We start from the raw sequence: 12,679 nt of genomic DNA, 5'->3' as shown, positions 1-12,679 counted from the left end.
GAGCGGCCCGGCCCGCAGCGGCGACGACGGGCGTCGGAACGCCGTGACGGCGTCGGGATCGACGCCGGGCCGGTCCGCGGCGAGCGCCGCCCACCCCGCGGCGGACGTCCCGCACGCGCCGGCGTGGGCCACGACGTCGCCCGGACGCGCGCCGGACCGCAGGACCGGTGCCCGGCCCTCGAGGTCGCCGTGCGCAGTCACCGACACGACGACGAGCGGACCGCCGGACAGGTCGCCCCCGACGACGTCCACGCCGTGGAGCCGGCACGCGTCACCGAACCCGCGCGCGAGCCCTTCGACCCAGTCCGCGGGAAGGTCGCCGGGCACGACGAGCGCGACGACCAGGCTGGTCGGCACGGCACCCATCGACGCGACGTCCGCGAGGTTCTGCACCGCGGCGCGGTGCCCGACGTCGTCGCCCGTGGACCACGCGCGGCGGAAGTGCCGGTCCTCGACGAGCACGTCGGTCGTCACGACGAACCGGCCGTCCGGCGCGGTCACGACGGCCCCGTCGTCGCCCGGCCCGACGAGCGTGCGGGGACCTTGCGGCAGGTGCGGGAAGATGCGGGCGAGCAGCCCGTCCTCGGACAGGTCGGCGACGCGCGGGCCGGGCTGGTCGGTCACGCCGCCACGCTAGACGCCTGAGCGGCGCGCCCGCGCACCGCACCTGCCGTGGTGAAGGTCACGCCCGGGACGACGCGGCCGTCGCGGCTGCCGCTGCGTGACCCCGTGCGTCGCGACCGGCCGCGGTCGGACGGCGTGCGTGAGCCTCCCGCGGGCGGGTTACCGTGACGTGTGCCCTCGACCCGATCCCGTCTGCGCGCGACCGTGCCCGTCGCGGCGCTCCTCGCGCTCGGCGGCTGCGCGCAGGCCGTGCCGGTGACGGTCGCGCCGCACGCGACGGACCCCGTGTGCGCGGACGTCGTGCTCTCGACGCCCGACACGCTCGGCGACGACCTGGACCGCGTCGACACGACGAGCCAGGCGACGACGGCGTGGGGCGACCCGCACGCCGCTGTCGTGCTGCGGTGCGGCGTCGAGCCGCTGGGTCCGACGACGGACCGGTGCGTGACGGTCGAGGCGCCCGACGGCACGTCGGTCGACTGGGTCGTCGTCGCGGACGACCCGCAGGACGAGCAGGGGTCCGACTGGACGTTCACGACCTACGGCCGCGTGCCCGCGGTGGAGGTGCGGGTGCCCGCCGAGGTCGCCGCGACGACGAGCAGCACGTCCTTCGTCGACGTGCTGGGCCCGGCGGTCGCGAAGGCGGCGGTCGAGCGGTCCTGCGTCGGCCTCACGGGCTGACGCGGCGTCCGACGGGCCGAGGCGTCGGCCGCACGGGCGGCGGCGCCGGCCGCACGGGCCGAGGCGTCGGCCGCTGGGGCCGAGGCGTCGGCTGCACGGGCGGAGACGCGGCGCCGGGAGCGACCGCGTCAGCGCAGGCCCGTGGGCCGGGCGAGCGCGAGCTGCACGAGCTCGTCGACCAGCTCCGGGTAGGTCACGCCCGACGCCTCCCACATGCGCGGGTACATCGAGTACGGCGTGAAGCCCGGCATGGTGTTGATCTCGTTGACGACGACCTCGCCGTCGGGCGTGACGAACACGTCCACGCGTGCGATGCCCTCGCACCCGATGGCCTCGAACGTGCGCACGGCGGCGTCCCGCACCCGGGCGACGACGTCGTCGGGCAGGTCGGCCGGGCACGACAGCGTCACGCCGCCCTCGTCGAGGTACTTCGCCTCGAAGTCGTAGAACGTGTGCCGCGGGTCGGTGACGACGATCTCGCCCGGCAGGGACGCGCGCGCCCGCTGCCCGTCGCGCCCGCCGAGGACGCCGCACTCGACCTCACGCCCGACGATGCCCGCCTCGACGACGACCTTCGGGTCGTGCTCGCGCGCGGTCGCGAGTGCCGCAGGCAGGTCGGCGAGGTCGTCGACCCGGGTGATGCCGAGGCTGGACCCGGCGCGGGCGGGCTTGACGAACAGCGGCAGGCCGAGCGCCTCGACCCGCTGCGCGACGCCCTCGGGGTCACGGTCCTGCTCGCCCGGCAGGATCACGGTGAAGGGCCCGACGGGCAGGCCGTGGCCGGCGAGGACGAGCTTCATCATGTGCTTGTCCATGCCGACGGCGGACGCGAGCACACCCGCGCCGACGTACCGCACGTCGGCGAGCTCGAGCATCCCCTGGAGGGTGCCGTCCTCCCCGAAGGGGCCGTGGAGCAGCGGGAAGACGACGTCGACGGCACCGAGCGTGCGCGGCAGCGCGCCCGCCTCGAGCACCTGGACGTCGCGGTCGTCGGTCGCCTGCGGCAGCAGCACGTGCGCGGCCGTGTCCTCGACCTGCGGGAGCCGGCCGTCACGGATCGCCCAGCGGTCCGGGTCGTCCTCGGCGAGCACCCAGCGACCGGTCGGCGTGATGCCCACGGCGACGACGTCGTAGCGGTCGCGGTCGAGCGCGCGGAGCACGCCACCGGCGGTCGCGCAGCTGATCGCGTGCTCGCCCGAGCGGCCGCCGAACAGCACCATGACGCGCGCACGCGCGCTCGTGCCGTCCTGCGCGGATCCGACGGAGGGGGTGGGCGACGGGAGCGCGGTGTCGTTCATCGCGCCCGACCCTACCGGGCGCAGGCCGCCGCTCCGGACGGTGCCGGTCGGTCGTCGGACGGACGCGTACCGTGGCGCCATGCCCGACGCTCTGCCCCTGTCCCCCGCCACGCTCGTCGTCAGCTCCGGCCGCCCGGCCCGCACGCAGGCCGCCCCGGTAAACCCGCCGATCGTGCTGTCCTCGACGTACGTCTCGCAGGGCGAGGTGCCCGACGGCGAGCTGTTCTACGCGCGGGCGGACACCGAGACGTGGCACCCGTTCGAGCAGACGCTCGGCGCGCTCGAGCGCTCGACGCGGCCGGCCCTGCTCTTCGGGTCGGGCATGGCGGCGATCGCGGCGGCGCTGTCCCTCGTGCCGCCCGGCGGGCGGGTCGTCGCGCCCCGGCACGCGTACAACGTGACGCTCGTGCACGCGCAGGACCTCGCCGCGCGCTCGGGCCTCGAGGTCGTCCCGGTCGACATCGACGACACCGACGCGGTGGTCGCGGCCGTCCAGGGCGACGGCACGCCCGCGGCGATGCTGTGGGTCGAGTCGCCCACCAACCCGATGCTCGAGGTCGCCGACGTGCCCGCGCTCGTCGAGGCTGCTCACGCCGTCGGCGCGCTCGTGGCGGTCGACAACACGTTCGCGACGCCGCTCGGTCAGCGGCCCCTCACGCTGGGCGCGGACGTCGTCGTGCACTCGGTGACCAAGTACCTCGCGGGCCACTCCGACGTCGTGCTCGGCGCCGCGCTCGCGGACGACCCGGCGGTGCACACCGCGCTCCGCCGGCACCGTACGGTCCACGGCGCGATCGCCGGACCCACGGAGGCGTGGCTCGCGCTGCGCGGCCTGCGGACCCTCGCGCTGCGCGTCGAGCGGTCGCAGGCGAACGCCGCCGAGATCGCCCGCCGCCTCGCCGCCCACCCGGGCATCGCGCAGGTGCGCCACCCGAGCCTGCCCGACGACCCCGGGCACGCGCGTGCCGCGGCGCAGATGGACGGCTTCGGCTCGATCATCGGCCTACGACCGCGCGGTGGGGTCGCGGCGGCCGAGGCGCTGGTCGCGGCGGTGCGGCTCTGGGTGCCCGCGACGAGCCTCGGCGGCGTCGAGTCGAGCCTCGAGCGGCGGCGCCGCTTCCCGCTCGAGACGGTCACCGTGCCCGAGGACCTGCTGCGGCTGTCCGTCGGGATCGAGGACGTCGAGGACCTGTGGCGCGATCTCGCGCAGGCGCTGGACGCCGCGACGTCCGGCTGACGGGACCGCGCCCGGTCGGTACCCGGCGTCCCCCGCAGGCCGCGGGGCACGCCCGTCGGTGCCGGGACGCCCGTGACCCGTCCGGGCGCGGCGTGACGCGCTCGCGCGCGCACGTGAGTCCGGTCAGGCACCCTCGGCCTTGTGCGGGCGTGCGAGCAGCAGCGGGGCGAGCTGGTCGACGGGCAGCCCTTCGTGCAGGACGCGCACCACGGCGTGCGTGATGGGCATCTCGACGCCGAGCGACGTCGCGAGCTCCAGCACCGACCGGCACGACTTCACGCCCTCGGCGGTCCCGCCGGTCGCGGCGATCGCCTCGTCGAGCGTCATGCCACGACCGATGTGACCGCCGAGCGTGTGGTTGCGCGAGTCCGGCGACGCGCACGTCGCCATGAGGTCGCCCATGCCCGCGAGGCCCGGGAACGTCTCGGCGTCGGCCCCGAGCGCGAGCCCGAGGCGCGTGATCTCGACGAGGCCGCGCGTGATGACCGTCGCCATCGTGTTGTAGCCGAGGCCACGCCCCTGCGAGATGCCGACCGCGAGCGCGATGACGTTCTTCACGGCGCCGCAGAGCTCGACGCCGACGACGTCGGGGTTCGTGTAGGGGCGGAAGTACGCCGACGCGCACGCGCGCGCCACCAGGCGGGCGGTCTCGTCGCTCGTCGAGGCGATGACGGTCGCGGTCGGCTGCCGGCGCGCGATCTCCCGCGCGAGGTTCGGGCCCGAGACGACGGCCACGCGGGACGCGTCGATCGCCAGGGCCTCGGCGACGACCTCGCTCATGCGCTGGTCGGTCGAGAGCTCGACCCCCTTCATGAGCGACACGACGACCGTGCGCGGCCCGACGGCGTCGCGCAGCGGCTCGAGCACCGTGCGGGCCTGCTGCGAGGGCACGGCGACGGCGACGACGTCGGCGCCTCGGACCGCGGCGTGCGCGTCGGTCGTCGCCGTGATGCGCCACGGCAGCTCGACGCCCGGCAGGTACGCCTCGTTGCGGTGCTCGTCGGCGATCTGGCGGCAGGTCTTCTCGTCGCGGCCCCAGACCGTCACGTCGCAGCCCGCGTCGGCCATCACGGCGGCGAACGTCGTGCCCCAGCTCCCCGCGCCGAGGACGGTCGCGCGCAGCCGCGGGGCCGCGGGCTCGTCGGGCGGCAGCAGGTCGGCCGTCACGGAACCTCCGGACGCGGTGCGGCGTCCCCGCCCGCGCTCGCGTCGCGCGGGACGTTCGGCTTGCGCATGTCGTAGCGGACCGTCGGCGCCTGCTCGGCACGCAGGTCCTCGAGCAGCGTGGTGATGGCGGCCATGACGCGCTCGGTCGCCTCGCGCAGCGTCGCGTTGTCCTGCGGCCGGTCGTACAGGTCGTCGAGGTCGACCGGCGGCCCGGCGACGACGGAGACCTTCTTCGCCGGGATCGGCTTGAGCAGCTTCTTGTAGCGGCCGAGCAGGTTCTGCGGACCCCACTGCGCGACGGGGATGACGGGTGCGCGGGTCGTCAGCGCGAGCCGCGCGACACCCGTCTTGCCGACCATGGGCCACAGCTCCGGGTCACGCGTGAGCGTCCCCTCGGGGAAGACCGCGACACACGCCCCGTCGTCGATCGCCGCGATGGCCGACTGCAGCGACTCCCCGGCCGCCGCCGTGTTGCGGTGCACGGGGATCTGGCCGGTCGCGAGCAGCACCTTGCCGACCACGGGGACCTTGAACAGCGACGCCTTCGCGAGGATCTTCGGCGTGAAGCCGTTGTCCCACAGGAAGTGCGCGAACGTCAGCGGGTCGATGTTCGTCATGTGGTTCGACGCGACGATGAAGCCACGGTCGCGCGGCATGTGCTCCACGCCGCGCCAGTCGCGCTTCGTCATGGCGAGCAGCGGCGGGCGCAGGATGAAGGCGACGACGCGGAAGGCGCGGGGCGAGTTCGGCGGCGGCGGCACGGGAGGGGATGCTACCGGGACTCAGTCGCGGCTGAACTCGGCGCCCAGCGCCTCGAGCTTCTGCGTGAACCGCTCGTACCCGCGGTCGATGAGGCTGATGCCCCGGACGGCCGACGTGCCCTTCGCGGTGAGGGCCGCGATGAGGTGGCTGAACCCGCCGCGCAGGTCGGGCACCTCGATGTCGGCCGCGGCCAGCGGCGTCGGGCCGCTGATGACCGCCGAGTGGAAGAAGTTGCGCTGCCCGAACCGGCACGGCCGGCCGCCCAGGCACTCCTTGTAGACCTGGATCGTCGCGCCCATGCCGACGAGCGCGTCGACGAAGCCGAACCGGTTCTCGTACACCGTCTCGTGCACGATCGACAGGCCCTTCGCCTGCGTGAGCGCGACCACGAGCGGCTGCTGCCAGTCCGTCATGAAGCCGGGGTGGACGTCCGTCTCGAGCGTGATCGACCGCAGGTCGCCGCCCGGGTGGAAGAACCGGATGCCGTCGTCGTCGACGTGGAACTCGCCGCCGACCTTGCGGAACGTGTTGAGGAACGTCGTCATCTCGGGCTGCGTCGCGCCACGGACGTACACGTCGCCGCCCGTCGCGAGCGCGGCCGACGCCCACGACGCCGCCTCGATGCGGTCCGCGAGCGCGGTGTGCTGGAAGCCGACGAGCCGGTCGACGCCCTCGATGCGGATCACACGGTCGGTGTCGACCGAGATGATCGCGCCCATCTTCTGCAGGACGTTGATGAGGTCCATGATCTCGGGCTCGATCGCCGCGCCCGCGAGCTCGGTGATCCCCTCGGCGCGGACCGCCGTCAGCAGCAGCTGCTCGGTGGCGCCGACGCTCGGGTACGGGAGCGCGATCTTGGTGCCCTGCAGACGGCGCGGCGCCCGGATGTGGATCCCGTTGTCCTGCTTGTCCACGACCGCGCCGAACTGCCGCAGGATGTCGAGGTGGAAGTTGATCGGCCGGTCGCCGATGCGGCAGCCGCCCAGGTCGGGGATGAACGCCTCCCCCAGGCGGTGCAGCAGCGGCCCGCAGAACAGGATCGGGATGCGGCTCGAGCCCGCGTGCGCGTCGATGTCGGCGACGTGCGCGCTCTCGACGTCGGTCGGGTCGAGGTGCAGGACGCCCGCGTCCGCGTCGGCGTCGACCTTCACGCCGTGCAGCTCGAGCAGCCCGGTCACCACGGCCACGTCGCGGATCTGCGGGACGTTGCGCAGCACGCTCGGCGTCTCGCCGAGCAGCGCCGCCACCATCGCCTTGGAGACGAAGTTCTTCGCACCGCGGACGGTGATCTCGCCCGACAGGGGGTTGCCCCCGTTGACGTACAGCAGATCGCTCATGGTCCTCATCGTCTCCCACGCCGAGGCGTGCTCCTGACCGGACGCGGCGCGTCGCGCCGCCCGGCCCCAAACCTTCACAACCGGCCCACCGCGCACGGACGACGTCCGTCGGGCGACTCGTGGACCCGGCCCGAGGGGAGAACCGCGGCGGTGCGCCTCTTCTTCCCGAGGGCCTGGGGCTCACGGTAGCCATCCCTGGGCGCGGATGCGTGACGTTCGTCCCGTTCGCCCCCCGGATGCCCGGCCCGCCCTGCACGGACGGGTGGTGGTCCGGGCGAGGCGTCCGGACGCGCCGGAGGCCGGCGGGACGTCGTCGACGGTCCCACCGGCCTCCGGGGCGTGCGGTGCGCGTGACCTCAGTCCGGTCGGCCGATCGTGACCGGCACGGGGCGCGCGGCCTTGATCTCGACCGGCGGCAGGTGCTTCGCGGGCAGCGTGCGCGGGCGCCACGGCTCACGCGTCTGCTCGAACTCGCTGATCTCGTCCGCGTGCTGCAGCGTCAGGCCGATGTCGTCGAGACCCTCGAGCAGCCGCCAACGCGTGTAGTCGTCGACCTGGAACGGCACCACGACGTCGTCGCACGTGACGGTCCGAGACTCGAGGTCCACGGTCACCTCGGTGCCCGGGCGGGTCTCGAGGATCTTCCAGATGAGCTCGATGTCCTCCTGCGCGACCTGCGCGGCGAGGAGGCCCTGCTTGCCCGAGTTGCCGCGGAAGATGTCCGCGAACCGCGCCGAGATCACGACGCGGAACCCGTAGTCCTTGAGCGCCCACACGGCGTGCTCGCGGGACGAACCGGTGCCGAAGTCCGGACCGGCCACGAGGACCGAGCCGTTCCTGTACGCGTCCTGGTTGAGCAGGAACTCCGGGTCGCCGCGCCACGCCGCGAACAGCGCGTCCTCGAACCCGGTGCGCGTGACGCGCTTGAGGTAGACGGCCGGGATGATCTGGTCGGTGTCGACGTTGCTGCGGCGCAGCGGGACCCCGATGCCGGTGTGCTGGGTGAACTTCTCCATGACGGTGCTTCCTTCTGCGATCGCGGGTCGGGTCAGACCGACTGGAGGTCCGTGAGCGGGCTGCCGTCGAACGCCCTCGGGTCCTCGCCGAGGTCCGAGATCGACGAGAGCGTGCCGCGGATGGCGGTCGCGGCGGCGACGAGCGGCGACACGAGGTGCGTGCGCCCGCCCTTGCCCTGACGACCCTCGAAGTTGCGGTTCGACGTGGACGCCGAGCGCTCCCCCGGCGCGAGCTGGTCGGGGTTCATGCCGAGGCACATCGAGCAGCCGGCGTTGCGCCACTCGGCACCGAAGTCGAGGAAGATCTTGTCGAGCCCCTCGGCCTCGGCCTGGAGCCGGACGCGCGCCGACGCCGGGACCACCAGGACGCGCACGTCGTCGGCCTTGTGCTTGCCCTGGACGACCTTGGCGACCGAGCGCAGGTCCTCGATGCGGCCGTTGGTGCACGAGCCGATGAAGACCGTGTCGACCTTGATCTCGCGCAGCGGCTGACCCGGCGTGAGACCCATGTACTCGATCGCGCGCTCGGCGGCGACGCGCTCGTTCGCGTCGGCGATCTGCTCGGGCACCGGGACGGCCGCCGACAGCGGCAGACCCTGGCCCGGGTTCGTGCCCCACGTGACGAACGGCTCGAGGTCCGCCGCCTCGAGGACGACCTCCTCGTCGAACGTCGCGTCGTCGTCGGTGCGCAGCGTGCGCCAGTACTCGACGGCGGCGTCCCAGTCGGCCCCCTCGGGCGCGTGCGGGCGACCCTTCAGGTACTCGAACGTCGTCTCGTCGGGCGCGATCATGCCGGCGCGCGCGCCCGCCTCGATCGACATGTTGCAGATCGTCATGCGGGCTTCCATCGACAGCGAGCGGATCGCCTCGCCGCGGTACTCCAGCACGTAGCCCTGGCCGCCGCCGGTCCCGATCTTGGCGATGATCGCGAGGATGATGTCCTTGCTGGTCGCGCCCGGGGGCAGCTGACCGTTCACCGTGATCGCCATGGTCTTGAACGGCGCGAGCGGGAGCGTCTGGGTCGCGAGCACGTGCTCGACCTCGCTCGTGCCGATGCCGAACGCGAGCGCGCCGAACGCGCCGTGCGTCGACGTGTGCGAGTCGCCGCAGACGACGGTCAGGCCGGGCTGGGTGAGCCCGAGCTGCGGACCGACCTGGTGGACGATGCCCTGGTCGGCGTCGCCCAGCGAGTGGATGCGGACGCCGAACTCCGCGGCGTTGCGGCGCAGCGTCTCGATCTGGGTGCGGCTCGTCGTGTCGGCGATCGGCCGGTCGATGTCGAGCGTCGGGGTGTTGTGGTCCTCCGTCGCGAGCGTGAGGTCGGGGCGGCGGACCTGGCGTCCGGCCAGCCGCAGCCCTTCGAACGCCTGCGGGCTGGTGACCTCGTGCACCAGGTGCAGGTCGATGTAGAGCAGGTCGGGTGCGCCCTCGGTGCCACGTCGCACGACGTGCGCGTCCCAGACCTTCTCCGCCAACGTGCCGGCCATGTTCTCGGTCCTCTTCTTGTTCGTCCGGGTGGGGGGTGTTCCCGGTTCCTGTTGCCTGCCTGCTTGCGTCTCAGCCTCCGAGACGCCAATATCGACCTATGGACAACTCTAGCGGAGTCGGCGTCCTGGACAAGGCCGCGTCGGTTCTCAGCGCTCTCGAGGCGGGCCCGGCGACGCTCGCACAGCTCGTGACCGCCACCCATCTTGCCCGCCCCACCGCCCACCGACTGGCCGTCGCCCTCGAGCACCACCGGCTCGTCGCGCGCGACATGCAGGGCCGCTTCGTGCTCGGACCGCGCCTGTCCGAGCTCGCCACGGCCGCCGGCGAGGACCGCCTGCTCGCCGCCGCGAGCCCCGTGCTCGCCGCGCTGCGCGACCACACCGGCGAGTCCGCGCAGCTCTACCGCCGCCAGGGCGACATGCGCATCTGCGTCGCCGCGGCCGAGCGCCCGATCGGCCTGCGCGACTCGATCCCGGTCGGCGCGACCCTCACGATGCAGGCCGGCTCCGCCGCGCAGATCCTGCTCGCGTGGGAGGAGCCCGACCGGCTCCACCGCGGGCTGCAGGGCGCCAAGTTCACCGCGACGATCCTGTCCGGCGTCCGCCGCCGCGGCTGGGCGCAGTCCGTGTCCGAGCGCGAGGTCGGCGTCGCGTCCGTGTCCGCCCCCGTGCGCGGGCCGTCGGGCCGCGTCGTGGCCGCCGTGTCCGTCTCCGGGCCGCTCGAGCGCCTCTCGCGCCAGCCCGGGCGGCTGCACGCCGCCGCCGTCGTCTCCGCCGCGAACCGCCTGACCGAGGTCCTGCGCCGCACCGCCGAGTGACACCCGCTCCCCCGTCCACGGACCCCCTCGCGAGCCGGCCGCGAGGGGGTCCTCGCGTGTGCGGCGAGCGCGGTCCTCGCGGTCGTGGCGAGCGCGGTCCTCGCGGCCGTGGCGAGCGCGGTCCTCGCGGCCGTGGCGAGCGCGGTCCTCGCGTCGGCGGCGACGCCGGCGACGAGCGCGCGACGGGAAGGGCCCGGACGCCCGGCGTGGCCGGGTCGCGGGAACGCGGCCAAGGTCCCGGGAACGCGGCCAGGTCCCGGGAACGACGAAGGCCCGGTCACCGAGGTGACCGGGCCTTGACGTACCCCCGACCGGATTCGAACCGGCGCTACCGCCGTGAGAGGGCGGCGTGCTAGGCCGCTACACAACGGGGGCCTGTCAGCACACGAGGCCCGGAGGCCCCGCTTACCGAGTGAACACTTTACCCGATGTTCCGAAGGACTCGGACCACCCGATCAGCGGTGCTCGCGCTGGGGTACCAGGACTCGAACCTAGACTAACTGAACCAGAATCAGTCGTGCTGCCAATTACACCATACCCCATGGGGTATAACCCCCGGCGTTCGACCGGGCCACCCGAAGGCCGCCACGGCGTCGTCCGGACGTCGTACCGGCGGTGAACATTACCCGAGGCGTGGCGTGCCGGTCCAACCGGCCCCTGCCCGTGGCGTCGTTCGTGACGAACGCCACGCGTTCAGCGCGGGATCGCCCCCAGCTCGGACGCGTCGTACCAGAGCAGGTCGCGCTCCTCGAGCCTCTCGCGCGCCTCCCCGTCGCCGGCCAGAGCGGCGACCACGTCCGGCCGCGCCTCGGGCTCGTCGACGTGCGCGCAGGCCACGTCCGTGGCGGCGACGTCCACGACGAGTCGGACGGCGCTCGGTGGGGCGCCGTCGTCGGTCACCGCCGCGACCGACGCGTCCGGCACGTCGACCGACACGACGACACGCAGCCGCGGTGCGTCAGGCCGTGCCCTGAGCAGGTCGAGCGCGTCGTCGGCCGCCGTGAGCTGGGCGACGAACTCGACGGTCTCGTCGTCCTCGTCGGGCAGCGCGGACCGCAGCGCGGGTGTCACCGCGTGCGCCGTCCTCGCCGTCAGCGGGCCGGGGATCTCGTCGAGGGTCGCGGGGACGTAGACACGCACCGGGCCAGTCTGCCCGAGCCCGTCAGGCCGTGTCCGGCGACGCCCCGCCCGGCGGCCGCCGGGGTGGTCGGACGGACGAGGCCCTCGTCGACGGCGACGCCCCGGTCGGACCAGCAGTCCGCGGCACGGTCGAGCCCGACGACGCCCGGGCCGGCGGACCGTGCCGGGCAGTCCGGGTCAGTGCGCGACCACCTCCCGGACGCCGACGGGCGCGCGGACGGTCGCGTGCACCCGCGCGGCGACGCCGGCGAGGGCCCGACGGGCCGGGGAGCCGGGCACGGCCTCGCGCAGCGTCCGCGCCTCGAGGAGCGCGGCGTCGAGCGCCGGGCGGTCGTCCGGGACCAGGTGCGCGTCCGTCACGCCGGCGTAGCGCGCGAGAGCCCCGGCGACGGCCTCTCCCGGTCGCGGGCCGGCGACCGACGCCCGCACCCGGTTGACGACGACCACGCGCGTCGAGCCGAGGCCGAGGTCGGTGAGCTCGCCGAGCCCGCGCACCAGGCGCTGGATGCCCACGGGGTCGGCTGCGCCCACGACCACGACGACGTCGGCGGCCTCGAGGGCGCTGATCGTGGCGCCGTTGCGCTGCGGGGCGCGCGTGTCGAAGGTCAGCACCTCGTCCGACTCGAGGCAGAACCCGCAGTCCACGACCGTCCACAGCGCCAGTCCGCGCGCGACGGACCAGACCACGTCCAGCGACGACGCGGGGAGCTCGGGCCAACGGTCCGCGCGCGAGACGCCGGACAGCACCCGCAGGTCGGGCGCGAGCACGGGCGCGAGGCGGGCGAGCTGGTGCAGGTCGAGCGTCCCCTGGGCGGCCGCGCGCGCCGCCGCCGCGAGGCCCGGCGCCTCGTCGAGCAGCCCGACGACCTGCGCGACGCTACCCCCGTAGGTGTCCGCGTCGACCAGCAGGGTCGTGCCGCTCGACGCGGCCAGCTCGGCCGCGAGGTTGACCGCGACGGTCGTGCGTCCCGGAGCACCGGTCGGCCCCCACACGGCCACGACCGCTCCGTCGACGTCCCGCGGCGCGACCGACGCGGGCCCGGGCCCGCCGTCGTCGGGCACCGCCGCGGGGCGCGAGCCGGGCGCGTGCGGGCTGTCGAGCGCCGCGAGGG

12 protein-coding genes and 2 tRNA genes are annotated in these 12,679 nt (G+C 74.5%); 3 read left to right on the top strand and 11 right to left on the bottom strand.

The genetic code is table 11. The features are described from left to right. Positions 1 to 624: thiamine-phosphate kinase (locus CTKZ_RS07945; protein WP_235843399.1), on the bottom strand; the 624-nt coding region annotated here is incomplete at its 3' end. Between the two features lie 171 nt (positions 625 to 795). Between CTKZ_RS07945 and CTKZ_RS07940 the strand changes: the two genes are divergently transcribed. Then, the gene (locus tag CTKZ_RS07940; RefSeq protein WP_371852348.1) at positions 796 to 1,305 is read left to right on the top strand and encodes a DUF3515 family protein; all 510 of its coding nucleotides are present in this window, start codon (positions 796 to 798) and stop codon (positions 1,303 to 1,305) included. Positions 1,306 to 1,433: 128 nt separating this feature from the next. Here CTKZ_RS07940 and CTKZ_RS07935 read toward each other — a convergent pair whose 3' ends face one another. Continuing rightward, a complete protein-coding gene (locus CTKZ_RS07935) occupies positions 1,434 to 2,603 on the bottom strand; it encodes a D-alanine--D-alanine ligase family protein (protein ID WP_263974770.1) in 1,170 nt (389 codons plus the stop codon). A 79-nt stretch (positions 2,604 to 2,682) separates the two neighbouring features. Here CTKZ_RS07935 and CTKZ_RS07930 point away from each other — a divergent pair, with 79 nt between their 5' ends. After that, the gene (locus CTKZ_RS07930; RefSeq protein ID WP_124342442.1) at positions 2,683 to 3,840 is read left to right on the top strand and encodes a trans-sulfuration enzyme family protein; all 1,158 of its coding nucleotides are present in this window, start codon (positions 2,683 to 2,685) and stop codon (positions 3,838 to 3,840) included. Positions 3,841 to 3,963: 123 nt separating this feature from the next. Here the strand turns inward: CTKZ_RS07930 and CTKZ_RS07925 are convergent, their stop codons facing one another. The 5 genes from CTKZ_RS07925 to leuC all read right to left on the bottom strand — a co-directional run bounded on the left by CTKZ_RS07925 (position 3,964) and on the right by leuC (position 9,609). After that, a complete protein-coding gene (locus tag CTKZ_RS07925) occupies positions 3,964 to 5,007 on the bottom strand; it encodes an NAD(P)H-dependent glycerol-3-phosphate dehydrogenase (RefSeq protein WP_124342441.1) in 1,044 nt (347 codons plus the stop codon). Beyond that, positions 5,004 to 5,768 carry a lysophospholipid acyltransferase family protein gene (locus tag CTKZ_RS07920; RefSeq protein ID WP_124342440.1) on the bottom strand — a complete coding sequence of 255 codons (765 nt, stop codon included), beginning with the start codon at positions 5,766 to 5,768 and terminating at the stop codon, positions 5,004 to 5,006. The genes CTKZ_RS07925 and CTKZ_RS07920 overlap by 4 nt, the downstream gene beginning before the upstream one ends. Before the next feature lie 21 nt (positions 5,769 to 5,789). Then, complete coding sequence (gene murA, locus CTKZ_RS07915) at positions 5,790 to 7,106, bottom strand: UDP-N-acetylglucosamine 1-carboxyvinyltransferase (protein WP_124342439.1); 1,317 nt, start codon at positions 7,104 to 7,106, stop codon at positions 5,790 to 5,792. 356 nt (positions 7,107 to 7,462) lie between these two features. After that, on the bottom strand, positions 7,463 to 8,122 hold the full coding sequence (gene leuD, locus CTKZ_RS07910; RefSeq protein ID WP_124342438.1) for a 3-isopropylmalate dehydratase small subunit: 660 nt from the start codon (positions 8,120 to 8,122) through the stop codon (positions 7,463 to 7,465). Between the two features lie 32 nt (positions 8,123 to 8,154). Next, positions 8,155 to 9,609: a 3-isopropylmalate dehydratase large subunit gene (gene leuC, locus CTKZ_RS07905; protein WP_124342437.1), complete on the bottom strand. Its 1,455-nt coding sequence runs from the start codon at positions 9,607 to 9,609 to the stop codon at positions 8,155 to 8,157. Between the two features lie 98 nt (positions 9,610 to 9,707). Between leuC and CTKZ_RS07900 the strand changes: the two genes are divergently transcribed. Continuing rightward, positions 9,708 to 10,427 carry an IclR family transcriptional regulator gene (locus CTKZ_RS07900; RefSeq protein WP_124342436.1) on the top strand — a complete coding sequence of 240 codons (720 nt, stop codon included), beginning with the start codon at positions 9,708 to 9,710 and terminating at the stop codon, positions 10,425 to 10,427. Positions 10,428 to 10,729: 302 nt separating this feature from the next. Here the strand turns inward: CTKZ_RS07900 and CTKZ_RS07895 are convergent. The 4 genes from CTKZ_RS07895 to CTKZ_RS07880 form a co-directional block, all read right to left on the bottom strand. Further along, positions 10,730 to 10,802: transfer RNA gene (locus CTKZ_RS07895), tRNA-Glu, on the bottom strand. Between the two features lie 95 nt (positions 10,803 to 10,897). Beyond that, a tRNA-Gln gene (locus tag CTKZ_RS07890) sits at positions 10,898 to 10,969 on the bottom strand. A gap of 151 nt (positions 10,970 to 11,120) precedes the next feature. Next, positions 11,121 to 11,567, bottom strand: coding sequence for a DUF6912 family protein (locus CTKZ_RS07885; RefSeq protein ID WP_124342435.1), 447 nt, complete (start codon positions 11,565 to 11,567; stop codon positions 11,121 to 11,123). A gap of 177 nt (positions 11,568 to 11,744) precedes the next feature. Further along, positions 11,745 to 12,679: CpaE/TadZ family protein (locus CTKZ_RS07880; RefSeq protein ID WP_235843398.1), on the bottom strand; the 935-nt coding region annotated here is incomplete at its 5' end.

Origin of the sequence: Cellulomonas algicola (assembly GCF_003851725.1) — a bacterium.
GTDB classification, from domain to species: Bacteria; Actinomycetota; Actinomycetes; order Actinomycetales; family Cellulomonadaceae; genus Cellulomonas; species Cellulomonas algicola.
The sequence above is the reverse complement of the archived record's forward strand: the minus strand, read 5'-3'. Positions and strand labels throughout refer to the sequence as shown.

Excerpts from the sequence above, each read along its gene's own strand:
- murA (WP_124342439.1), bottom strand. The coding sequence starts at position 7,106 with ATGAGCGATCTGCTGTACGTCAACGGGGGCAACCCCCTGTCGGGCGAG.
- CTKZ_RS07930 (WP_124342442.1), top strand. The coding sequence starts at position 2,683 with ATGCCCGACGCTCTGCCCCTGTCCCCCGCCACGCTCGTCGTCAGCTCC.
- leuD (WP_124342438.1), bottom strand. The coding sequence starts at position 8,122 with ATGGAGAAGTTCACCCAGCACACCGGCATCGGGGTCCCGCTGCGCCGC.
- CTKZ_RS07900 (WP_124342436.1), top strand. The coding sequence starts at position 9,708 with ATGGACAACTCTAGCGGAGTCGGCGTCCTGGACAAGGCCGCGTCGGTT.
- leuC (WP_124342437.1), bottom strand. The coding sequence starts at position 9,609 with ATGGCCGGCACGTTGGCGGAGAAGGTCTGGGACGCGCACGTCGTGCGA.
- CTKZ_RS07935 (WP_263974770.1), bottom strand. The coding sequence starts at position 2,603 with ATGAACGACACCGCGCTCCCGTCGCCCACCCCCTCCGTCGGATCCGCG.